The 21,951-nt window shown below is 35.5% G+C and carries 18 protein-coding genes; 2 read left to right on the forward strand and 16 right to left on the reverse strand.

The window, feature by feature from the left end:
• Nucleotides 1-97 precede the first annotated feature (97 nt).
• The 9 genes from lepA to cdaA all read right to left on the reverse strand — a co-directional run bounded on the left by lepA (nt 98) and on the right by cdaA (nt 9,364).
• The gene (gene lepA, locus A3GU_RS0103185) at nt 98-1,930 is read right to left on the reverse strand and encodes a translation elongation factor 4 (protein WP_018366100.1); all 1,833 of its coding nucleotides are present in this window, start codon (nt 1,928-1,930) and stop codon (nt 98-100) included.
• 200 nt (nt 1,931-2,130) lie between these two features.
• On the reverse strand, nt 2,131-2,565 hold the full coding sequence (ndk, locus tag A3GU_RS0103190; RefSeq protein WP_018366101.1) for a nucleoside-diphosphate kinase: 435 nt from the start codon (nt 2,563-2,565) through the stop codon (nt 2,131-2,133).
• Between the two features lie 133 nt (nt 2,566-2,698).
• Nucleotides 2,699-3,334 (reverse strand): TIGR01906 family membrane protein, encoded by a 636-nt coding sequence (locus A3GU_RS0103195; protein WP_018366102.1) that lies wholly within the window; start codon nt 3,332-3,334, stop codon nt 2,699-2,701.
• Complete coding sequence (locus tag A3GU_RS0103200) at nt 3,331-4,095, reverse strand: TIGR01457 family HAD-type hydrolase (protein WP_018366103.1); 765 nt, start codon at nt 4,093-4,095, stop codon at nt 3,331-3,333. The genes A3GU_RS0103195 and A3GU_RS0103200 overlap by 4 nt, the downstream gene beginning before the upstream one ends.
• A 10-nt stretch (nt 4,096-4,105) precedes the next feature.
• Entirely contained in the window at nt 4,106-4,840 is a 735-nt protein-coding gene (locus A3GU_RS0103205; protein ID WP_018366104.1) for an acyl-ACP thioesterase domain-containing protein, read from the reverse strand.
• 9 nt (nt 4,841-4,849) lie between these two features.
• Nucleotides 4,850-5,980 carry a radical SAM family heme chaperone HemW gene (hemW, locus tag A3GU_RS0103210; RefSeq protein ID WP_018366105.1) on the reverse strand — a complete coding sequence of 377 codons (1,131 nt, stop codon included), beginning with the start codon at nt 5,978-5,980 and terminating at the stop codon, nt 4,850-4,852.
• 173 nt (nt 5,981-6,153) lie between these two features.
• Nucleotides 6,154-7,506, reverse strand: a complete 1,353-nt coding sequence (gene glmM / locus A3GU_RS0103215) for a phosphoglucosamine mutase (RefSeq protein WP_018366106.1) — start codon at nt 7,504-7,506, stop codon at nt 6,154-6,156.
• Between the two features lie 53 nt (nt 7,507-7,559).
• Nucleotides 7,560-8,516, reverse strand: a complete 957-nt coding sequence (locus tag A3GU_RS0103220; protein ID WP_018366107.1) for a CdaR family protein — start codon at nt 8,514-8,516, stop codon at nt 7,560-7,562.
• A 2-nt stretch (nt 8,517-8,518) separates the two neighbouring features.
• Complete coding sequence (gene cdaA, locus A3GU_RS0103225; protein WP_018366108.1) at nt 8,519-9,364, reverse strand: diadenylate cyclase CdaA; 846 nt, start codon at nt 9,362-9,364, stop codon at nt 8,519-8,521.
• A 101-nt stretch (nt 9,365-9,465) separates the two neighbouring features.
• Here cdaA and murT point away from each other — a divergent pair, with 101 nt between their 5' ends.
• Together murT and gatD are read left to right on the forward strand one after the other, a co-directional pair.
• The gene (gene murT, locus A3GU_RS0103230; RefSeq protein ID WP_018366109.1) at nt 9,466-10,809 is read left to right on the forward strand and encodes a lipid II isoglutaminyl synthase subunit MurT; all 1,344 of its coding nucleotides are present in this window, start codon (nt 9,466-9,468) and stop codon (nt 10,807-10,809) included.
• On the forward strand, nt 10,809-11,597 hold the full coding sequence (gene gatD, locus A3GU_RS0103235; protein WP_018366110.1) for a lipid II isoglutaminyl synthase subunit GatD: 789 nt from the start codon (nt 10,809-10,811) through the stop codon (nt 11,595-11,597). Before murT ends, gatD begins: the two co-directional genes overlap by 1 nt.
• A 174-nt stretch (nt 11,598-11,771) precedes the next feature.
• Here gatD and lplA read toward each other — a convergent pair whose 3' ends face one another.
• From lplA to A3GU_RS0103270, 7 genes are all read right to left on the reverse strand, one after another.
• A complete protein-coding gene (gene lplA / locus A3GU_RS0103240) occupies nt 11,772-12,761 on the reverse strand; it encodes a lipoate--protein ligase (RefSeq protein ID WP_018366111.1) in 990 nt (329 codons plus the stop codon).
• Nucleotides 12,762-12,979: 218 nt separating this feature from the next.
• Nucleotides 12,980-14,497, reverse strand: a complete 1,518-nt coding sequence (locus A3GU_RS0103245; protein ID WP_018366112.1) for a CHAP domain-containing protein — start codon at nt 14,495-14,497, stop codon at nt 12,980-12,982.
• Nucleotides 14,498-14,829: 332 nt separating this feature from the next.
• A complete protein-coding gene (locus A3GU_RS0103250) occupies nt 14,830-16,533 on the reverse strand; it encodes a thiol-activated cytolysin family protein (RefSeq protein ID WP_026216430.1) in 1,704 nt (567 codons plus the stop codon).
• A 14-nt stretch (nt 16,534-16,547) separates the two neighbouring features.
• Nucleotides 16,548-17,033, reverse strand: a complete 486-nt coding sequence (locus A3GU_RS0103255) for an NAD glycohydrolase inhibitor (RefSeq protein WP_018366114.1) — start codon at nt 17,031-17,033, stop codon at nt 16,548-16,550.
• Between the two features lie 6 nt (nt 17,034-17,039).
• On the reverse strand, nt 17,040-18,383 hold the full coding sequence (locus A3GU_RS0103260; protein ID WP_018366115.1) for an NADase-type glycan-binding domain-containing protein: 1,344 nt from the start codon (nt 18,381-18,383) through the stop codon (nt 17,040-17,042).
• A gap of 207 nt (nt 18,384-18,590) precedes the next feature.
• Nucleotides 18,591-20,360: a dihydrolipoyl dehydrogenase gene (lpdA, locus tag A3GU_RS0103265; protein WP_018366116.1), complete on the reverse strand. Its 1,770-nt coding sequence runs from the start codon at nt 20,358-20,360 to the stop codon at nt 18,591-18,593.
• 107 nt (nt 20,361-20,467) lie between these two features.
• Nucleotides 20,468-21,886 carry a dihydrolipoamide acetyltransferase gene (locus A3GU_RS0103270; RefSeq protein WP_018366117.1) on the reverse strand — a complete coding sequence of 473 codons (1,419 nt, stop codon included), beginning with the start codon at nt 21,884-21,886 and terminating at the stop codon, nt 20,468-20,470.
• Between the last annotated feature and the right edge of the window lie 65 nt (nt 21,887-21,951).

A 21,951-nucleotide genomic window follows, 5' to 3' on the forward strand; every position in this document is an offset into this window, starting at 1 on the left:
CACTCCTCTTTTTTATAAATCTATTGTAACAAATTATCCCAAAAAATCATTTTTTAATAGTAAAAAAGAAGGCCCACCCGTGATGGTGAGACCTTGCTTATTTTTTAGAATCGTCATCCATAGACAGAACACTTAGGAAGGCTTCTTGTGGGACTTCGACAGAACCAATAGCCTTCATCCGTTTCTTACCAGCCTTTTGCTTTTCAAGTAACTTACGTTTACGAGAAACGTCACCACCATAACATTTGGCAAGGACATTTTTACGTAAGGCTTTAATATCAGACCGAGCAACAATTTTTTGACCAATTGCTGCTTGGATAGGCACTTCAAACTGCTGACGGGGAATAATTTTTTTCAATTTCTCAACAATTAATTTTCCACGTTCATAGGCAAATTCACGATGGACAATAAAGCTAAGAGCATCTACTTTTTCAGCATTTAAAAGGATATCCATCTTAACTAATTGTGACTTACGGTATTCTGAAATCTCATAATCAAAGCTCGCATAGCCACGAGTGGATGATTTCAGCTTATCAAAGAAGTCAAAAACGATTTCTGCCAGAGGAATCTGATAGATAACATTGACGCGGTTATCATCAATATAGTCCATGGTCACAAAATCTCCGCGCTTGCGCTGAGCTAATTCCATAACAGCCCCAACGAACTCTTGTGGCACCATAATCTGCGCCTTCACATAAGGTTCTTCAATACTCTCAACCTTAGTTGGATCAGGAAACTCAGAGGGATTTGAGACTTCAACCATATCCCCATCAGTTGTGTTAATATGATAGACAACAGACGGCGCTGTCATGATTAAGTCAATATTAAACTCACGTTCCAGACGTTCTTGAATAACATCCATATGAAGGAGCCCCAAGAAACCACAACGAAAACCAAAACCTAAGGCCTGTGACGTCTCAGGCTCAAACTGTAAACTAGCATCATTCAGTTGTAGTTTTTCAAGAGCCTCACGAAGGTCATTATATTTATTTGATTCAATAGGATATATCCCAGCAAAAACCATAGGATTCATTTGCTTATAGCCGTGCAGAGCTTGGCTTGCAGGGTTGCTAGCAAGGGTTACGGTATCACCTACGCGAGTATCTGCCACCGTCTTAATAGATGCAGCAATATAACCCACATCTCCAGTTGCCAAGAATTCACGACCTTCTGTTTTGGGTGTAAAAATACCTACTTCAGTGACATCAAAAGTTTTACCATTGGACATCATTTGAATCTTATCACCAGGCTTAACAATACCATTAATGATACGAACCTGTAAAATAACACCACGATAAGCATCATAGGCGGAATCAAAAATAAGAGCCTGTAATGGAGCGTCCACATCTCCACTTGGGGCAGGTACTTTTTCAACAATCTGCTCTAGAATTTCTTCGATACCAATCCCTGCCTTAGCAGATGCCAAAACTGCTTCTGAAGCATCTAAGCCTATAACATCTTCAATTTCTTGTCTGACCCGTTCTGGATCGGCAGCTGGCAGGTCAATTTTATTGATGACTGGCATAATTTCCAAGTCATTATCAAGAGCTAAGTAAACATTCGCTAAGGTTTGTGCTTCAATACCTTGGGCAGCATCAACGACCAAGACTGCTCCTTCACAAGCTGCTAAAGAACGTGACACTTCATAGGTGAAATCCACATGTCCTGGGGTGTCAATTAAATGAAAAATATAAATTTTACCATCTTTTGCTTTATAATTAAGCTCAATAGCATTTAATTTAATAGTGATACCACGTTCACGCTCAAGGTCCATCGAATCCAAGAGCTGGGCCTGCATTTCACGGCTAGATACTGTTTCTGTTTTTTCTAAAATCCGATCTGCCAGCGTAGACTTACCATGATCAATATGGGCAATAATAGAGAAATTACGAATCATCTCTTGACGTTTTTTAAGTTCTTGACTGTTCATTTTTGTTTCCTATACACATTTTTCGTTTCCTTTTATTATATCAAAAAACTAAACAAGTAGCTAGGGCATTAGCTATAATCAGCATGATTATAGTTATACAAACCACTTAATTTAAAAAGAAAAAGACAATGACAGCATTAAGAAAGAAAGCTTTCAATTACTAACTTTATTAACATAATCATTATCTTTTCTTTGTTAGATTAAGGCCTAGCATTCTGATCTGAACCAAACCATAAATCTATTTCTCTTTTTGCAGAATCAGTAGAATCTGATCCATGAACGACATTAAAGATACCACCATCATCTCCAGGGGCTTGAGCAAAATCACCTCGAATAGTACCTGGCTGTGCATCCTTGGGATTGGTTACTCCCATCATCATCCGCCACGAAGAAACAACGCGGTTACCGCTAAGCACTCCAATGACAATTGGGTCACTAGTCATATAGGTTTCAATTTCAGAGAAAAAGGGCTTATCCACCAAGGCTTCATAGTGTTTTCTAAGAATAGTTGTATCAGCCCTACGCATTTCTAACTGCTCAATTATAAAACCTCTTTGCTCAATACGACTAAGAACCTGCCCCACTAAACCTCGCTTAACCCCATCTGGCTTAATCATAAAAAATGTCTTTTCCATAAGCACCTCTTCCTAACTTTTCAATCATTATAACATAGAAGCTTGCTAGTACACTATTTAAAATAGCACAGCTCTTAAACTACTGTAATCATACTTTCTTGAGACTGACAGTGTAACAAGTCATATCAAAAGTCTATTTATCCATAATTGCTTTATGCCTTGATAGATAATAAAGCATCAGCATAATTCCCTCATAGATAAATCCAAATCCTATGAAGCAGTGCATAAAGAAATCTTCTGGTAAAATCCAGATAACAGGATCAGTTAAGGGATCAAACATCCAATTGCTTTTGCCTGCAAAAAGAAGGTTGTGAAAGAAAATGAAAAAGTTTTCAAATCCTATCATAAGAGCAAAAAGAGCCACTATTAAAGGTAATACTGCTGCTACTAAAAAATATCGATGATAGTCTAGGAGCGTCTTTTCTTTCAAATTTTTTCTTAGAAAAATCAGCGATGGGATAGCTAAAATAAAACAAATGAACTGACTAAAATGAAAGAGATATTTGACATCTTTAAAGTGGGCTAAGCCTTCTTGGGATGCTGCAAAACTTGCAAAGTTCAGTTTGTGATTAAAGGGATTGGTAAGGTAGTCCATTAAGCCATTAAAATTATGTAAAATAGAGGCTTTAGACAGATAGACAACTTTTTCTATATTTAAAAAATCTATTTCAAGAGGGTAAAATAGCCAAGCCCCATAGATTGTTAGTAAGACTGATATAGCAAGTAGCCATAAAAAAAGTATTCCAAAATAAATGTTCTTTTTAATCATAGTCCCCATTCATCCAAGCTAGAAATGACATAATTAGGCTGTACTTTTAGACTTGCTACTTCTTCTGGTCTGGTAAAACCAGTTGTTACCAGTAAGCTAGCAATATCACTTTGAATTCCAGCCATAATATCTGTGAGATAGTTATCGCCAACCATAATCGCTTTTTCACGTTTAACACCCAAAATATCTAGTGCCTTGTTCATAATGATAGCATTTGGTTTACCAATAAAGACTGGTTTGACACGTGTTGAGGATTCTAATAGTGCAACTAAAGAGCCTGCACCTGGTAAGAGTCCTCTTTCTGTAGGAATATTTAAATCAGGGTTAGTTCCGATAAATAAAGCCCCTTTTTCAATGGCAAGAGTAGCTACTGCTAACTTTTCATAGGACAATTGTTTATCTAAACCGACTACTACATAGTCTGGGTTTTCACTATCTTCTACATAACCTGCTTCTTGCATAGCAGATTTCAGTCCTGTCTCACCGATAACATAGACCTTTTTGCCACGGTTCATATCCTTCATGTAATCAAGTGTTGCCATGGTTGCTGTATAAATTGATTCTAAGCTAGTTGTGATAGCAAAGTCTTCTGCTAACATCTTCTGAATCATTTGCGGTGTTCTAGTGGTATTATTTGTGACTAATAGATAAGGAATTTCTTTTTCTTGTAATCTTTCTATAAACCGTTTGCCTGCAGGAATGGGATCTTTCCCCTTATAGATTGTTCCATCTAAGTCAATTAAATAACCTTTATAGTGCACTTTCTTCTCCTTACTTCTTAATTTTTTGCCACTCAATAAGGGCTTGAGCATTGATATGTCCATCAGATTTTATTTCATGATAGGATATGAGATTTTCTAATGTGTAATTTGAGCTAATCTGACCACCTGGTGCAACTTCTTTGATATATTTTAGCTGTAAACGAATAGGTCTATGCGTTTTTAAAAATTCATAACCTAGGACATCATACATCCAATCCAAATATTTACTATTATTAACATGACCATTCATATCAATATCAAAATAACGGACATGGTATTTTTTCTCTTGGGCGTCTGTTAAGCTTTGCATCTTTGGAGCTCTTCGCATGGTTTTAACAAATTCAGCTTGATAGGGTTGCACAACTTCCTTAGGAATTGGTGATACCTTCCTGGTTTCAGGATTCATTAAGGCAAAATAGGTTAGAATATCAGCCAAGAGCTGGCCCTTTTCGTCATAAATATGGAAGGTGCGATAACAGAAGAATTTATTATAAGAAATGGCTTGAGTTTCAACAGTAATAAGCTCATTAAAGACTGGCAAACGATGAATACTTGCCTCATAATCTGTAATAATCCATACCAGCTGATAATTTTTCAAGAGATAATCATCTCCTCGATCAACTTTTAGAGACTGTCTCATAGAAACAGACAAGCAGTATGCTAACAAAAGTGGTAATTTGACATCTAATTTGACATCACATAAATCAAATGGAATCTTTAAACTTTCTCTATGTTTTAAACCCATATCTTACCTCTATTCTAAAATAAACTTTTCTGCTACAGAATCCCCTAAAAAAAGACCCTTCTTTGTCATTCTAATAACTGCTTCATCATTTACTAGTAAGCCTTTTTCTCTTAGTTCTGCAACAATTGCCCCATAACGTTGATTAAAAGACCTGCCAAATTTCTTTTCAAATTTAGCAATTGAAACACCTGATTTCTTACGAAGTCCCAAAAAAAGTTCTTCTTCCATCATTTCATTAAGACTTAGCTTTTCTTCACTTAAACGAGCATTTCCTTCTTCTACAGCTTTTAAATAATGTTGAATAGGAACTCGATTACGATATCTAATCCCATTTAAATAGCCAGATGCTCCTGCTCCACAGCCATAATATTCATCATTATTCCAATACATAAGATTGTGCTGACTGTAATAACCAGGCTTTGAAAAGTTAGAGATTTCATAATGTTCAAAGCCATTTGCTTCCATCTCCTCAATGATATAGTCAAACATTTCTGCTTCTAAATCTTCAGTTGGAAGGTTCAGTTTTCCACGTCTCATCTTATTCATAAAAACGGTATGATGCTCTAAAATCAAACTATAAAGACTTAGGTGAGGAATATCTAGTGCCAAAGCCTTGGCCACATTTTCTTTAACCTCTTCTAAAGTTTGGCCTGGTAAAGCATAAATTAAATCAATAGAAATATTATAAAATCCAGCTTCTTTTAAACTATTAATTGTTGAATAGATTTGAGCCTGATTATGACTTCTACCAATTTGCTTGAGGTGTTTATCGTTAAAGGTTTGTACACCAAGTGATACCCGATTAACAGCTGATTTTTTCAAAACTTGGATTTTTTCAGCATCTAAATCTCCTGGATTTGCTTCAATTGTGAACTCTTCAAGATAACTTAAATCTAGATCCTTTACAAGTTGGCTTAGGAGATAGTCTAACTGGCTGGCTGTGATAGACGTTGGAGTACCGCCCCCAATGTATAGGGTACGGAGCTTTTTAATCTCATAGGACTGAAATTCCTTAATAAGAGCTTCTAGATAAGCATCTACCGGCTGATTTTTTATAAAAACTTTTGAGAAGTCACAGTAATAACATATTTGGGTGCAAAAGGGAATATGCACATAAGCAGAATTTGGTTTATTTAACATGTTCTTATTTTAACATTTTGACAATAAAATAACACCTTTATCCACCTACTTTTATCATGTTAATAAACTAAATCCAATTACTTAAGTACCTATATTTACTTGTTCGTTTAACTCATTACCAACCTAAATTGCAAAAAAGTGAGAAAGATAGTTCTTTCCCACTTCTTTATCTATTAATCAAGGCCAATTTCAGCTCTCACTACCTTAGCAATGGTATCGACATAATAGTCGACTTCTTCATCTGTTGGAGCTTCAGCCATCACCCGAAGAAGGGGTTCTGTACCACTTGGTCTCACTAATATGCGACCATTGCCTTGCATTTCAGTTTCCATTTTGTGAATGATATCAGCAATGGCTGGAACCTGCATAGCCTTATCTTTCATCCTATTTTCTACACGAATATTAACCAATTTTTGGGGGTAGATAGTCACTTCAGAGGCTAGTTCAGATAAGCTTTTACCTGTATCTTGCATTACCTTGGTTAACTGAATGGCAGTAAGCTGACCATCACCAGTCGTATTATAATTCATGATGATAAGGTGTCCTGATTGTTCACCACCGAGGTTAAAATCAGACTTACGCATTTCTTCAACAACATAGCGATCCCCAACAGCAGTGACAACCTTATTTATCCCATGCTCATCAAGAGCTTTGTGAAAACCAAGATTTGACATAACAGTGGTAACAATAGTATTTTTAGCAAGCATCCCTTTTTCCGACAGATACTTACCTAAAATAAACATAATTTTATCGCCATCAACGATTTGTCCCTTTTCATCAACTGCTATTAGTCTGTCACTATCACCATCAAAGGCTAACCCAACCTGTGATTGAGTCTCAATTACTAATTCTTGTAATTTTTCTGGATGGGTTGACCCAATCCCATCATTAATGTTTAAACCATCTGGATTTTCACCAATAACTGTAATTTCAGCATTTAAATCTAAAAAGACATCACGTGCTGAAACTGAGGCCGCACCATTTGCAGTATCAAGAGCTATCTTCATCCCTTGCAAATCAAGACCTGTTGAGACTAGAAACTTTTCATATTTACGAAGGCCTTCTGGATAATCAACTAAAGTGCCTAATCCCTCTGCACTTGGTCTTGGTAATTTATCTCCTTGGGCATCTAGGAGAGCTTCGATTTCTAGTTCCTGCTCATCAGCTAGCTTAAAGCCATCATTACCAAAGAATTTTATTCCATTATCTAAAGCAGGGTTATGGCTGGCAGAAATCATAACACCAGCACTTGCATTTTCAGTTCTTACTAAGTAAGAGACACCAGGTGTTGCCAGAACACCTAACTTATAAACTTCAATTCCAACAGAGAGAAGTCCAGCTATTAAAGCTGATTCTAACATCTCACCAGAAATACGGGTATCACGCGCAACAAATACTCGAGGTCTTTCAGATTCGTGTTGACTTAAAACATAGCCTCCACAACGGCCTAATTTAAATGCTAACTCTGGTGTAAGCTCCACATTGGCTTCTCCACGCACACCATCTGTTCCAAAATATTTTCCCATAATCTAATAAGCGATAAACGCTTCCTCCATTCCATATACTTTGATATTATCTATTATTTCTTTTTTGTTGTCAACTGAACAGTAACAGACGATGGTTCAATAGTAACAAGATCAGATTTTAAACTCACTGTCTTAGCAGTATTTTTAGTAACATCTGAAATATTAACTTCAGCAATAACTTGATTTATTGTATCAAGTACATCTCTCGGGCCTGAGATAACAGCTACTTCTTTTGATAATTTAGGAGTAATTTCTGTAATATTATCCTTTAAGCTTCCTGTTAAAATAACTCTTATAGGGACTGATTTAGTAATCTTTTTAACAGCAACAGATAATTCTGTTTTAGCTGGGCTGATAGAACTTGCTAAGATAGTTCCATCTGCTGATACAGCTTGTAGCGTAACTTCATCTTTATAATCCGAAGTTAACTTAACTTCCTCTGGTAATTTTGCAACCACATGATCTATTAAATCAATTTTGGATTCATCACTAGTTACTTCAACTTTATGGTCCTTTGTTTCAATGTTACTTATTTCATAACCATCAGCAATCTGTTTAGCATCGATACTACCAGTTATTGAAAATACTTTTGTTTTCTTCTTGCCAATTGTAACGGACATTTGGTCAGGAGTAATTTTTGCTGCTACTCCAGAAGGAAGATTGGTTATCTTTAAGGGAACTGTTACCTTACCAGGTTTACTTTGTGATAAATCAGCTACAATTTTGAATTTTCGAGTATCTGCATTGGCTTCAGAATCTAATTTTACACGATTAGTAGAAGTTAAATAAACCTGTACACCATATGAATACTCACTAATAAAGTACTTATCACTATCATATTTTATATCAATAGGAACATCTGACAAGCTATGAGTATAGGTTTCGATAGGACTATAAATTTGCGAATTAGTGTTGTAAGAATGACTAGCTGTAGCCGTTAGAAACAATAAAATAGCAAAAAATAGCGAAACCAAGGCTAACCAGAAGCGACTCACAAAAAATTTTTTCATTCTTATTTGCCTCCAACTATTTTTCTAAACCACTTATCTTTCTGGATTGGTTCACTGATAAGATATGAGCGGATTACTGATTCAAAGTCACTCTTGCTCAGGTCATGAAGAAATTGGCCTTTTCTAGTTATAGAAATACCACCAGTCTCTTCTGAAACAACAATTGTAATAGCATCAGAATTTTCAGATAGCCCAATAGCGGCCCTATGCCTAGTCCCAAATTCTTTGGAAATCGACATTGATTCTGTTAGAGGTAAGTAAGAACTTGCTGATCTAACCTTATTATCCCCTATAATTACTGCACCATCGTGCAAAGGGGTATTGGGAATAAAAATATTAATCAATAATTGGTTCGAGATATCAGCATTCAAAGGAATGCCTGTATTAATGTATTCTTGTAGGGTTTGTGTCTGTTCAATTACGATAAGGGCTCCAATTTTTCTGGGACTCATATAAGCAACTGATTTTATCAAAGCATCTACTAAGGTTTCTTCATCATTTTTAGTTTCTTTCTGTAGAAAGAGTTGTGTTGTACGACCAAATTTCTCGAGACCAGTTCTGATTTCAGGAGCAAAAATAACAACAGCCGCAATTACCCCATAGGTAATAACTTGATTCATTAAATAGGTGATGGTTGTAAAACCAATCCATTCCGCAACAAATCTTAAGGCTATAAATAAAATGACTCCTTGAACTAGAGACATGATTTTTGTACCAACTAGAGCTCGAATAAAACGATAGATAGCAAAAGCAACAATTAATACATCAAAAATATGAATAGCTAAAAGCCATGGGTTATCCAGTAAGCTTAAAAAAAATTTCATATCGATATTACTTAAATTACTCATACAACTCTCTTTCTATGTGAAATTTCTACTTATTCCATTATAACATTTTTCCATAGGATTTTCTGTATCAAAATTTGATGAAACTATGATAAAATATAAACATGAAAATGAAGACAATCTTAGGCATCAGTGCCGGAAAAACTGCTCAAACAGTTCTTAAAAAAATGGGGAGAGGTTCAACCTACCCTGGTAAACTTGCTCTCAAATACGATAAAGACATCCTGGACACCCTTGCTAAAGATTATGAAATTGTAGTCATTACAGGGACTAATGGTAAAACCCTAACTACAGCACTTACAGTTGGTATCCTACAAGAAGCCTTTGGTCAAGTTCTTACTAATCCAAGTGGAGCAAATATGATTACTGGTATTGTAACTACCTTCTTAACAGCCAAAAGAGGAAAAAGTGGGAAAAAAATTGCTGTTTTAGAAATTGACGAAGCTAGTCTTCCAAGGATTACAAGCTACATTAAACCTAGTTTATTTGTTTTTACTAATATTTTCCGAGATCAAATGGATCGTTATGGAGAAATTTATACTACCTATAACATGATTCAAGAAGGAGCTAGTAATGCGCCTGAAGCTACTATCCTTGCTAATGGTGACAGCCCCTTATTTGCCTCAAAAGAACTAGTTAATCCTGTGCAATATTATGGCTTTAATACTGAATCTCATACACCAAAATTAGCACATTATAACACTGAAGGCATTGTCTGTCCTAAATGTCAGCATATTTTACAATATAAACTTAATACCTATGCTAATCTAGGAAATTACATCTGTCTGAACTGCCACTTTGAAAGACCTCAATTAAGCTATCAGCTAACAGAACTCACTCGAATAACGAATTCCAGTTCTGAATTTATAATAGATGGTCAGGCTTATAAAATAAACGTTGGTGGACTCTACAATATTTATAATGCCCTAGCTGCTGTTGCTGTGGCTGAATATTTTGGTGTCGTTCCAGAAAAAATAAAGGCTGGTTTTAATAAGAGTAAGGCTGTTTTTGGCCGTCAAGAAAGTTTTTCAATTGGTGATAAGTCTTGTACTCTAATCCTCATTAAAAATCCAGTTGGTGCTAGCCAGGCCCTTGAAATGATTAAATTAGCAAATTATCCTTTTAGCTTATCTGTTCTTTTAAATGCTAATTATGCTGATGGCATTGATACCTCTTGGATTTGGGATGCTAATTTTGAACTTATTAACCAGATGGATATTACCGAAATCAATACTGGTGGTCTTAGACATTCTGAAATTGCTAGACGTTTACGTGTTACCGGCTATGATAGTAACCATATTACAGAAAAAGAAAGCTTAGAAGAGATTATCACAGCTATTGAACAGCAAGAGACTAAACACGCTTATATCCTTGCCACCTATACTGCCATGCTAGAATTTCGTGATATTTTAGCTCATAAAGGTTTTATTAGAAAGGAGATCCAATAATGACTTATATATCACTACAATCTCCTGACCAAGGTAATTTTAATTATGATATCCATATTGCACATCTCTATGGTAACCTTTTGAACACCTATGGTGACAATGGAAATGTCCTCATGCTCAAATATGTTGCTGAGAAATTAGGAGCACATGTTACTGTTGATATTGTCTCTGTAGGAGATGACTTTAATGAAAATAAGTATGATATTATTTTTTTCGGTGGAGGCCAAGACTACGAGCAAACTATTGTAGCCAAGGATTTACCTGCCAAAAAAGAAGCTATTGCAAATTTTATTAACCAAGATAAGGTTATCTTGGCTATCTGTGGTGGCTTTCAGCTTTTAGGTCAATATTATATTCAAGCTAATGGGCTTAAAATAGATGGCATTGGAGTCATGGGACATTACACACTTAACCAAAATAACAACCGTTTTATTGGGGACATAAAAATTTATAACAAGGAATTTAAGGAAACCTACTATGGTTTTGAAAACCACCAGGGACGTACCTTTCTCTCCCCAGACGAAAAACCTTTAGGGGATATTGTTTATGGACATGGAAATAATAATGAAGATCAGACTGAAGGTGTCCACTATAAAAATGTCTTTGGTTCTTATTTCCACGGTCCTATTTTATCTCGAAATGTCAATCTCGCTTACCGACTAGTAGCAACAGCTTTAAAAAACAAATATGGGCAAGGTATCACATTAACAGACTATCAAGATATTCTTGCTAAGGAAATAGCTGAAGAATATACGGATGTCAAAAGTAAAGCTAAATTCAAGGACTGAGAAAGCCTAGAATGCTAGTTTTATAAATAATTTTCTTAATCCTAAAAAAACATAAAAACTTTAAAATCTTTTAATATATTGATTTTAAAGTTTTTTTAATTCAAAAAGGCTCTTAAAAATTCTATATGATTTTTAAGAGCCTTTTATATTATAAATTAAAGAGTAAACTTATTCTTAAGCAACAATTGCCTTAGCAACTTCTTCTACTGTCATACGTGAGAAATACTGATTAATATCGACAGTTTGTAATTTATCATAAACATCTTTGTACTCATATTTTAAACCAATGAGAAGTTCTTCGATATCTTTAACATCTTTTATTCCAAAGAAGTCTCCGTAAATCTTAATATTTTTAATAATAGAATTTTCAACATTTGCAAATGTATTGATTTTACCTGCTGCATAACGTACATTGCGTTCAATAGTATATTCTGGGGCTTTGCCATAAGTCCAATCCCAGCTACCAAATTGCTGATCTGCAGATTCTTGAATTTTAGCTAATTCATCTTCTGATAAAACATATTCTCTCATATCAGGATAGGTTTCTTTCATCTTGTCCAAAAGTTTGTTTGAAAATTCATTAACTGTAATTTTCTCAGGTAGTTCATCTAAGATGTTAGTTACACGAGCACGTACAGATTTAATCCCTTTAGATTCAATTTTATCTTTACTTACTTTAAGGGCATCGCCTAGGACTGTCATATCAACATTAAACAAAAGGCAACCATGGTGCATCATGCGTCCTTTATAATAAGCTTGAGCATTTCCACAGAACTTTTTCCCATTAATTTCCAAATCATTACGGCCTGTAAACTCAGCCTTAACCCCTAAATCTGCCAAGGTTTCAATAACAGGTTGTGAGAAAGTTTTAAAGTCGAAAGCACCTTCTTCTGACTTATTTGAAATAATAGTATAGTTAAGGTTATTTAGATCATGATAAACAGCTCCGCCTCCTGATAGACGACGAACAATATGGATACCATGTTCTTCAATATATTCCTTATTGATTTCTTGAATAGTATTTTGATGTTTACCAATAATAATAGCAGGTTCATTAATCCAGAGGATAAAGATTTCATCTTCATCAACCAATTCTTTAAAAGCATAGGCTTCTAGGGCAATATTGTAGGCTGGATTATTACTTTTATTAACAATATATTTCATTTTTTTCTCCTGTATTTTTCTTTATTACAGTTACTATTTTAATGCAATGGGGGCTAAAATACAAGATAATTAGCTTTATTTCAAGCTAGGACTTAATTCACTACTACTTTTTCTCACATACATTTAGCTTAGCTTGAACTTGCAAAAAGCAAGAACATCTTTGTCCTTGCTCTTGCCTAATCTTATCACTCACTGCATTTAATAATAAGTGACTAATATTATTTTTGTCCTATCACATAGGTTAACATACTTGCTTGTTCTGCTGTAAAGGTTCTGTAAGAAATTGTTCCTAGTCCCATACAATTTGATTCTGAAATAAGGATAGAACCATCTTCTTTAACCTCTTCAACAATAGCAACGTGTCCATAGGTTAAGTCTGCACCTGCTTGACCAGGGCTAAAAGATACTGCATAGCCTACTTGTGGGGTATCACTGGTTTCATAGCCACTCTTATGTTTCCAAGTACCACCATTCCCCATAAATGGATCAAAGTGGTAGCCTAATTCCTGAGCTCTATTGTAAACATACCAGGTACACTGTCCCCAAGGATAGGTTTCTGCTGTATAATTAATAATATTATGTAACTTAGTCAGCTTATAACCTTTAGGAACCGTCTCTACACTAGAAGAAGATTGCATTTGTAAGTGATCTGGAATTGCCGGTGTCCCACCATGTTGGTCAATCCATTGATCCAGCTTTTCCATAAGTTCTGCACGCTTCTTACCAGTACCACTAGTATCTGTGTAATAGACACCACCTTCTAAGGCAAGATTTAAAAGACCCATGGATAACTTTTGCGCTTTCTTATCTTGAATAGCAAAGCTAGTATTTTTATTTTCCATAATTGTCTCTTTGGCCATCTTGATAACAGCACGTTCATCACTGTAGGCTGTCGCAGACTGGGGAGCATAATCAAATGCACCATAACCAAACATATTAGCGCCAGCTTCTCTAGCCACACCCTGTGTTCCTAGTGAGCTTTCAGCAATGGCAATGGCAACTATAGCACGCACATCCAAGCCGCTAAACCTTTCCCACTTCAAGAGTTTACTTCCATTAACACGATTTCTGTCATAATTAATACCAGTAGACTCTAAAAAACTATCCAATTGATGAGCAGTAATTCCATAACGATGAGACATTAAGTTATGGGTGTAAGCATCATCTCCTGACCAATGTTCCACATAACCAGCCTCTGCAATTGCCGAAGGCATTTCTGGCATCTGGTTAAATGGACTTGTCTGAGTCTTGTTAGTCACTGCAGGCATGCTTGGAACAAGAGGAATACTTGCTGAACTAGCCTGAGGCTGACTTGGAGTTGGCTGAGGCTGAGCATTAGGAGTCGGTATCTGCTTGTTACTGCTATTTGGCGTAACAGGATTCTCTTCTTTAGGTGTCCCACTTGGGGGAGTTGGGGAAGGAGTTTCCTTATTATCCTGATCAGGTTTGGTACTTGTTCCACCAGCGGACTGATCATTGTTTGTCTGAGGAGGCTTAGGACTATCTATTGACCCCTTATCAGAAGAACTATCTAAATCGGAACCCATATTAGGAGTGTTCTCACTAGGCTTAGCTAAGTCAAAATTCTTATTGTCTATGGTCGGAGTAGTCTCCACTACTGGACTAGAAGATACTGAAGCCTCTATCTCTTCTGCAAAAACACTAATTGTCTGAAGACTAGGCAATAACAAACTGAGTAATAAAAATTTAGTAATATATTTTTCTTTTTTCAACATGTAATCTCTTTCTTATTTATAAACAACTTGTATTATAGCACGTTTCTAAACAAAGCAACAGCCTAATCATTAAAATATTCAATTTTTTAGATAACTATGAGATTGTGGAAAAGGTATTTCATTTCTTCTACTTGTTATATAAGATAGAGCTTAAGCATGGATAATTTTTATCTTAATTCTAGCTTTTAATAAGTGAACTTTTGGGATACTAATAAGTAAAGTCAGAAAAATTAAATTAGAATTTTAGTAAACAGGGACTAGATTAAATCATTCTTTTTTTCTACACTATCATTTTAACAATAAATTCTATTAAGTCAGGAACTTATTCAACTTTATTTATAAGTAATGCTGCCATATGGGTTTAAGGTTGTTCCTGAGAGTTTTACTTCAATTTCTTTAGCTAATTTAACATCTCTTTCATCTATTACCTTTCGCCACCATTCCCAAGCTAATCCTGTACATTCTCTTGCCATTATACGGATATTTCGTGTATTTGCTCCTAGAGGAATGACAGTATTAAAGGGTGCTGTCCTGCTATGCCAGTTACTCTCCCAATATCTTGGTGTAAGGACTTCTTTTCCTTTGTCATCATAGCTGATTTCATCCCAAAGGATTTCATATTGTGCCACAAATCCACCACCATGAGATAAACTAATCTTACCACTAGTATACTCTGTTGATGTAGTTTGAACATATTCACTTCTATTATTTACACCAGCAATCTTATTATCTTTAAGGAAGACACTGGTATAGGAAATAGGATAAGCAGGATTTTTCCTACCAAATGCTGCATTGTCTTTGATAACATTTCTGATGACATCAAAATCTTTGGTCACCACCTTGTTGTGTTCTGAAGCATCTCCTCCTAAAACAACTGCTGTAAAGGAACTATTATCTAAAATATCAGAATACTTGCCTTTGCTTTTGAGATCTTTTTCTTTTAGTGCTGCACTGAAAGCCGCCTCAACATCATTGCTCTTAGAATTAGTCTCTAACTTAACAAAAACGGTTCTTCCGTAAGCCACGTTGCTAACAAAGAGTGGCGGAGCCTCGTTGCTGACACCCTTTTGTTTTAATTCATTAAATGTAACTGATTTATCAAAGACATCTGAAGGATCATTTGGAAGATCTGCTGAGACAGTGTAGAAAATTTGTTTATAAGCAGCAATCATAACTTTCTTCTCTCCTTTGGAAATGGAGTTAAAGTCAATTCCTAAAGTACCATCGAGGACTTTACTATTAACATTTAAGGCTGCCTCAATCTGAGATTTTGAATAAACCATAGATTCAGTATATTGGGTTCTTGCTGGGAGGGTATTTCCACCTGAAAAATTATCATGCCATTTATTAGTAAGTTCATCAATAGCTGATGCAATGTTGGCATAAGTTGGGTCTTTAACCTCTACAGATGCACTTTCTCCCATACCTGGTAAATCAATATGGATCTTTTGAGGTCTACGCTTAGTTACAATTGCATCTGGCTTATTTTCTGTAAAATTCTTATTAGCCAATTGAAGTGCTGCAGGGTATGTTCTATCTGTAACGGAATCAATTATTGAGATATCTACAGGTGTGGTATTAATATCTTTTTTCTTTCTTTCGATAACAATAAACTTATCGGCTTTCTTAAGTCCTTCTTTAGGAATAAAATTCTCGATAGGTTCACCGTTTCTAGCCAATACTTCAAGGATATTATAGTTTAAGCCATAGATACCTTTACTGAGCTCCTTAGAGTTGTCGACCTCATCTACCTTTTCTCGATTTTTTTTCTGATCATCTTTTTCTGTATCTTCTAATGGCATCTCTTTAGGAGTAAGCTTAATCATCTTATCTGTTTTAAGCATCTTATCTGCTTCAGGATGAGTACCATCAGTAGCCTTGGTCTTATCATTGATAGTGACATCATTAGTTTTGGTTTTTGGATTATTTGCTTCGGCATTTGCTGTAGCAAGGTTACAAGCAATAAGAGCTACTGACAATAATGCAGCGATGCGACTGTATTTTTTAAATGTATTTTTATTAGACATATCTTTCATACCTTTTCATCATTCTAAAACGTGTCTATGGTTCTTTCTACCATATCAAGCATGCTATCTTTATAATGAGCAAATTCTCCCGATTTATACTCTTTCATGTCTTGTCTAATATGCTCATTTGCCATAGCTATTTTAATATTGGATAGTATTTCTTCTCGATTCAAGTAAAATGGTAAACTTTCATAATAATTTAAAAGCATGTTTTCACCATTTAAAAATTGAACAACTTGATAAAGTGCTAGTGCTTGATGACTCTTTGACATCTCTAATAAAGCTTTTTCAAGCTTATCTTTTACTTGGACTTTACCTTGCACAAAAACAGGGTAAATACCATATTCTAAAATAACTTCTGGATCAGAAATATCTCCCATATAAGAGTCTCTACTAGTGATACGATAGTCTTTATCGGTACCTATAAAAAATTTAATTAAGTCTTTAAGTGGCAATTCTTTTTGAAAGATTTCTTGATAATGTTCTAAACCTTTTGGTATCTTGTACATTTGCCCCTACTTTCTATCCTGCATTTTCTTAACTTTAAAGCGTCCCGTAACTTTTTTATGTTCACCGTCTGGTCCTATTAGGGTTGGATCTATGATTTCAAAGTAACCTTTGGCATCAATTTCTGCTAAGACAGTTTTAGATTTAATTCCTTTTACATCAATAGATGGGAAAATCAATTCGCTTTCTGAGTTTTCGATATGTTCTCCTGCCCAAGTTTGGCAACCAGGTATATTAAGTGAATTTGCTCCAGGTGTATCAGCGCTAGCAGTTCTAATATAACCTAATTTATCAATATTTTTTGTTAACTCGGCATCAAACTCATATTGATAAACTCCATCACTGTATTTGCCTTTTTCTACACCTTTAACTTCTTCAATTTTATTGGCAGGTTGTAGTTTTCCCTTTTCATTGAAAAGCAATGCCATATCTTCTGCAGAGCTTGTAACAAAAAGACCGTTTTCTTGTCTTCCGATAGTTGATTTTCTCTTTGCATCATCAAATGCCAAAATCAAGTCTTTCTTACTTGTTACATGAGAAGCGCCACTTTCTTTATAAATTTGTTTTAATTGTTCTACAAAATCTTTACTATAAGTGTATTTTCGATTCACATACATTCGATAGTATTCTGCCCGTGAAGCAACAGCATTCATCTGAATAGCTTTGTCAGCGTATTTGTCAGCAGTTTTAATAAACTCTTCTGCTAACTTATCAGTTACCCAGTTTTCACGACGCTTTTTAAAGGCTTTTTCAAAAGCATCTCTTTCCAAATTGCCAAAAGTGACTTCTGATACAGCAAGAACTTCATTGTTTTCACCTTGGTGGACTTCTGTAATCTCGATATCAATACGATCAACATCAAGTTTTTTATCAATGTCAATGTGATGAGGTTTCTTTGTATAAGTATCTCGTAATTCAACTTTTTGGAAGAGAACTAATTTATCACCATTGTAGTATTTGACATCAGCTTTGGCAATTCTGTTTTTCTTGTAAAAATTTTTCTCACTAGAGGTATCACCATTAACAATTAATACCCTACCAATATGCATTGGCGAGTGAAATTTATAAGAAAGGACTTCTCCGACACCGCCACCAGGTGCATTTTCTTCCCAAGTTGTATGCATTGATCCATCTAAAGTATGAATAATATGTTTATCCTCTTTGTTAGAAGTGGCATTAGCTTCCATAACCTTAGTCGCTTCATACTTGACGGCACTTTTCTTATCATCTTTTCCGCTGACGGCATATGTTGTATTATTAATCAATACACCGCTACCTATAATCCCGGTTACAACAATGGCAGCACTAGCTTTTAAAAGAATACTCTTTAATGATACTTTTTTATTCCTCATATAAACCACCTTATATTATATTTTGATTAGAATATAATATAACATGATACTTTTGTCAACCTTAAACTTTAATTTGTTATTCAGTTTTAAAAATAATAGTGAAAAATAATCATTAAATTAGATTTCCTGAATTAATAATCTTCTTTTCTGCAGTTTAAATTCTAAATTTGACATAAAAAAAGACCTTTCGGTCTTTTTAAATACTTATTATTTACGTTTTGGTGGGTTATGAATAGCTTCACCAAGTACGTCAGCAAATGCTTCATACATTACTTCTGAGAATGTTGGGTGTCCATGAATTGAAAGTAATAATTCATCAACTGTTAATTCAGCTTCCATAATAGTTGCAGCTTCATTAATCATTTCAGCGGCAGCTGGTCCAATGATATGTACCCCTAAAATTTCATGGAATTTAGCATCTGCAATAACTTTTACAAAACCATGGGCTTCATTTGAAGCAATTGCACGGCCATTTCCTGTAAAGCTATTACGTCCAACAAGGATATCGCCATGTTGTTTACGTGCTTCTTCTTCTGTAATACCAACCATAGCCACTTCTGGATGTGTATAAACAGCAGCTGGTGTATATTCAAGGTTAGCTTTACGAACATTACCATGCATTGCATTTTCAGCAGCAACTTCTCCCATACGGTAAGCAGCATGTGCTAACATCTTAGTTCCGTTAACATCACCAGGTGCATAGATACCTGGAATAGATGTTTCTTGATAAGCATTAACCTTGATACGGTTGCGGTCCATTTCTAAATCAAGATTTTCAAGCCCATTCATTTGTGGAACACGTCCAATAGATAGCAAGGCTTTTTCAGCAACTACTTCTTCACCGTTATTTAATTTCAATTTTAATTGATTATTTTCTTCAACGATTTCAGAAACACCAACTGATGTTTTAATAGTCATCCCTTTCTTAGATAGGATTTTTTGAAGTTCAGTTGAAACTTCCTTATCCATAGCAGGGATAATACGATCAGCCATTTCAATAACAGTAACATCAACACCGTATGATGCCCATACAAGACCAAGTTCGATACCAACAACGCCACCACCCATAACAGCAAGTGATTTTGGCATTTCACGTAGGTCTAAGATATCATCAGAAGTCAAGACACGTTTAGAGTCAATTCCTGGGATATTGATACGTGAAACTTTTGAACCTGTAGCAAGAATAATGTTACGTCCTTTAATTGTTTCAGATCCAATAGTAACTGTTTTATCTGGGTTAACTTGACCTAAACCATTGAAAAGAGTAACCTTGTTTGCTTTAAGGAGGCCTTTAACACCACCTGTAAGAGTTTTTACAACAGTATTTTTAAATTCAACTGTTTTATCCATATCGATAGTATAATTTGTTGAAGCAAGATTAATACCACGTCCTGCTGCAATTTTCAAACCATCAAGGATTTCAGCATTTTTAAGATATGTTTTAGTTGGAATACATCCCACATTTAAACATGTACCACCAAATTCTGATTTCTCAACGATAGCAATTTTACCACCAAGTTGAGCACCACGAATAGCAGCATAGTAACCAGCAGGTCCACCACCAACAACAATGATGTCGTATTCGTTATTAGCAAGTGGAGTCTTGTCAGCTTTTGCAGCAGGAGCTGTTCCTTGTTCAGGTGCTTTTGGTACTTCAAGTCCAGCAGCTTCCAAGTCTTCAGTAGTACGAGCTACTTCTACATCTGATGCTGCTTTTGTACCTTCTTCAATAGCTTCACCTTCAGCTCCGATATAACCAATAACTTCTGTTACAGGTACAGTTTCACCATCTTTACGAACAATCTTTAATAGAACACCAGCATCTTCTGCTTCGATTTCCATATTTGTTTTGTCTGACATGATTTCTAGAAGGATGTCACCTTCATTAACCGTATCACCTTCTTGTTTTTTCCACTCGATGATTTCGCCTTCTTGCATATCAACACCGAGCTTTGGCATAATAATTTCAACAGCCATTATTTTCTCCTTTTATATCCAATAAATCAGTTGGTTCAGAATCTTTTACAAGGTTTGGGTAATTCCCTCATAGCTTGTATATTAAGAAATACTCAAAACATTCTACCTTAAATTAGTAATCCAAATGGATTTTCCATGAGGTTTTTAAGATCTACCATGAATTTTGCACCATTCATACCATCAACTAAGCGGTGGTCAATTGTTAAACACATAGCCATAATTGGGCGAGCTACAATTTCACCATCAACAACTGTTGGAGTTGGAATAGTTGCACCAACACCTAAGATTGCTGAGTTAGGTTGGTTGATGATTGGATTAAATGTTTTAGTTCCAAACATACCTAAGTTAGTAATTGAGAATGTTGAACCTGACATTTCTGCTGATTTTAATTTACCAGCTTGGGCTTTTTTAATAACATCTTTTGATGCTACAACAAAGTCTGCAAGTGTCATCTTATCTGCATTATGAACAACTGGTACGATAAGTCCTTCATCTAAACCAACAGCTATACCAATGTTAACAAATTTATGTAATTCAATTTCTTGTGCATCGTTGATTAGTGATGCATTCATGTAGCTATGCTCAGGTTTCATCAAGGTTTTAACGACAGCCATACCAATTAAATCAGTGAAAGAAACTTTCAAACCAGTTTTTTCCATAATTGGATCAATAAGTTTCTTACGTAGAGCCATCATTTCCGTCATATCAATATCATAGTTAAGCGTAAACGTTGGAGCAGTTAGGTATGAGTTGGTCATACCTTTTGAAATTGCCTTACGCATAGCTGACATCTTAATGACTTCAACACCTTCTGGTAATTCAGCCTTAGGTTTATCTTCTTTAGGCTCAGTTGCTTTAGCTGGTTCTTGGACAGCTTTGTTAGCATTCATTACAAGAAGAATATCTTCTTTCATTACCTTGCCATTAAATCCTGTACCCTTGATAGAAGCCAAATCAATTCCTTCTACTTCTGCCATCTTACGAGCAAGTGGTGAAGCTTTAGGTTGAGCATTGTTAAAGTTTTCAATATCTTCTTTATGTACGCGGCCTTTTGGTCCTGTACCAGCTACTTGACTCAAATCAAGCCCTTGTTCCTTAGCTAATTTACGAGCTGCAGGAGTAGCGCGTACCTTTGAACCATCGCCACTTGGGATTGCTGTGTGAGCTACTGCTACTTGTGGTCTTTCAACTACTTCTTTAGGTGCTACAGTTGGTGCTGCATCTGCAGAATTTGGAGCAGGAATTTCTGTTGTCTTCTCACTTGAAGCAATTGTATCAACAGATTCGCCTTCAGCTCCGATATAACCAATAACTTCTGTTACTGGTACAGTATCACCTGCAGGACGAATGATTTTCAAGAGAACCCCAGCATCTTCTGCTTCAATTTCCATATTGGTTTTATCTGACATGATTTCAAGAAGAACATCGCCTTCTTGGACAGTATCACCTTCTTGTTTTTTCCACTCGATGATTTCGCCTTCTTGCATGTCAACACCGAGCTTTGGCATAATTATTTCAACAGCCATAATCTTCCTTTCATACTATCACAGTAACATAATCTCATTGTTAGAGGATATCCTTTAATAATGAG

Origin of the sequence: Streptococcus didelphis DSM 15616 (assembly GCF_000380005.1) — a bacterium.
In the GTDB taxonomy this organism is placed as follows: Bacteria; Bacillota; Bacilli; order Lactobacillales; family Streptococcaceae; genus Streptococcus; species Streptococcus didelphis.

What these genes read in the sequence shown, in the direction of transcription:
- A3GU_RS0103270 (WP_018366117.1), bottom strand. Translation starts at nt 21,886, where the DNA reads ATGGCTGTTGAAATAATTATGCCAAAGCTCGGTGTTGACATGCAAGAA.
- A3GU_RS0103205 (WP_018366104.1), bottom strand. Translation starts at nt 4,840, where the DNA reads ATGGGTTTAAAACATAGAGAAAGTTTAAAGATTCCATTTGATTTATGT.
- hemW (WP_018366105.1), bottom strand. Translation starts at nt 5,980, where the DNA reads ATGTTAAATAAACCAAATTCTGCTTATGTGCATATTCCCTTTTGCACC.
- A3GU_RS0103245 (WP_018366112.1), bottom strand. Translation starts at nt 14,497, where the DNA reads ATGTTGAAAAAAGAAAAATATATTACTAAATTTTTATTACTCAGTTTG.
- A3GU_RS0103260 (WP_018366115.1), bottom strand. Translation starts at nt 18,383, where the DNA reads ATGAGGAATAAAAAAGTATCATTAAAGAGTATTCTTTTAAAAGCTAGT.
- gatD (WP_018366110.1), top strand. Translation starts at nt 10,809, where the DNA reads ATGACTTATATATCACTACAATCTCCTGACCAAGGTAATTTTAATTAT.
- A3GU_RS0103220 (WP_018366107.1), bottom strand. Translation starts at nt 8,516, where the DNA reads ATGAAAAAATTTTTTGTGAGTCGCTTCTGGTTAGCCTTGGTTTCGCTA.
- cdaA (WP_018366108.1), bottom strand. Translation starts at nt 9,364, where the DNA reads ATGAGTAATTTAAGTAATATCGATATGAAATTTTTTTTAAGCTTACTG.
- lepA (WP_018366100.1), bottom strand. Translation starts at nt 1,930, where the DNA reads ATGAACAGTCAAGAACTTAAAAAACGTCAAGAGATGATTCGTAATTTC.
- A3GU_RS0103195 (WP_018366102.1), bottom strand. Translation starts at nt 3,334, where the DNA reads ATGATTAAAAAGAACATTTATTTTGGAATACTTTTTTTATGGCTACTT.
- lpdA (WP_018366116.1), bottom strand. Translation starts at nt 20,360, where the DNA reads ATGGCTGTTGAAATTATTATGCCAAAGCTCGGTGTTGATATGCAAGAA.
- lplA (WP_018366111.1), bottom strand. Translation starts at nt 12,761, where the DNA reads ATGAAATATATTGTTAATAAAAGTAATAATCCAGCCTACAATATTGCC.
- glmM (WP_018366106.1), bottom strand. Translation starts at nt 7,506, where the DNA reads ATGGGAAAATATTTTGGAACAGATGGTGTGCGTGGAGAAGCCAATGTG.
- A3GU_RS0103250 (WP_026216430.1), bottom strand. Translation starts at nt 16,533, where the DNA reads ATGAAAGATATGTCTAATAAAAATACATTTAAAAAATACAGTCGCATC.
- A3GU_RS0103255 (WP_018366114.1), bottom strand. Translation starts at nt 17,033, where the DNA reads ATGTACAAGATACCAAAAGGTTTAGAACATTATCAAGAAATCTTTCAA.
- murT (WP_018366109.1), top strand. Translation starts at nt 9,466, where the DNA reads ATGAAAATGAAGACAATCTTAGGCATCAGTGCCGGAAAAACTGCTCAA.
- ndk (WP_018366101.1), bottom strand. Translation starts at nt 2,565, where the DNA reads ATGGAAAAGACATTTTTTATGATTAAGCCAGATGGGGTTAAGCGAGGT.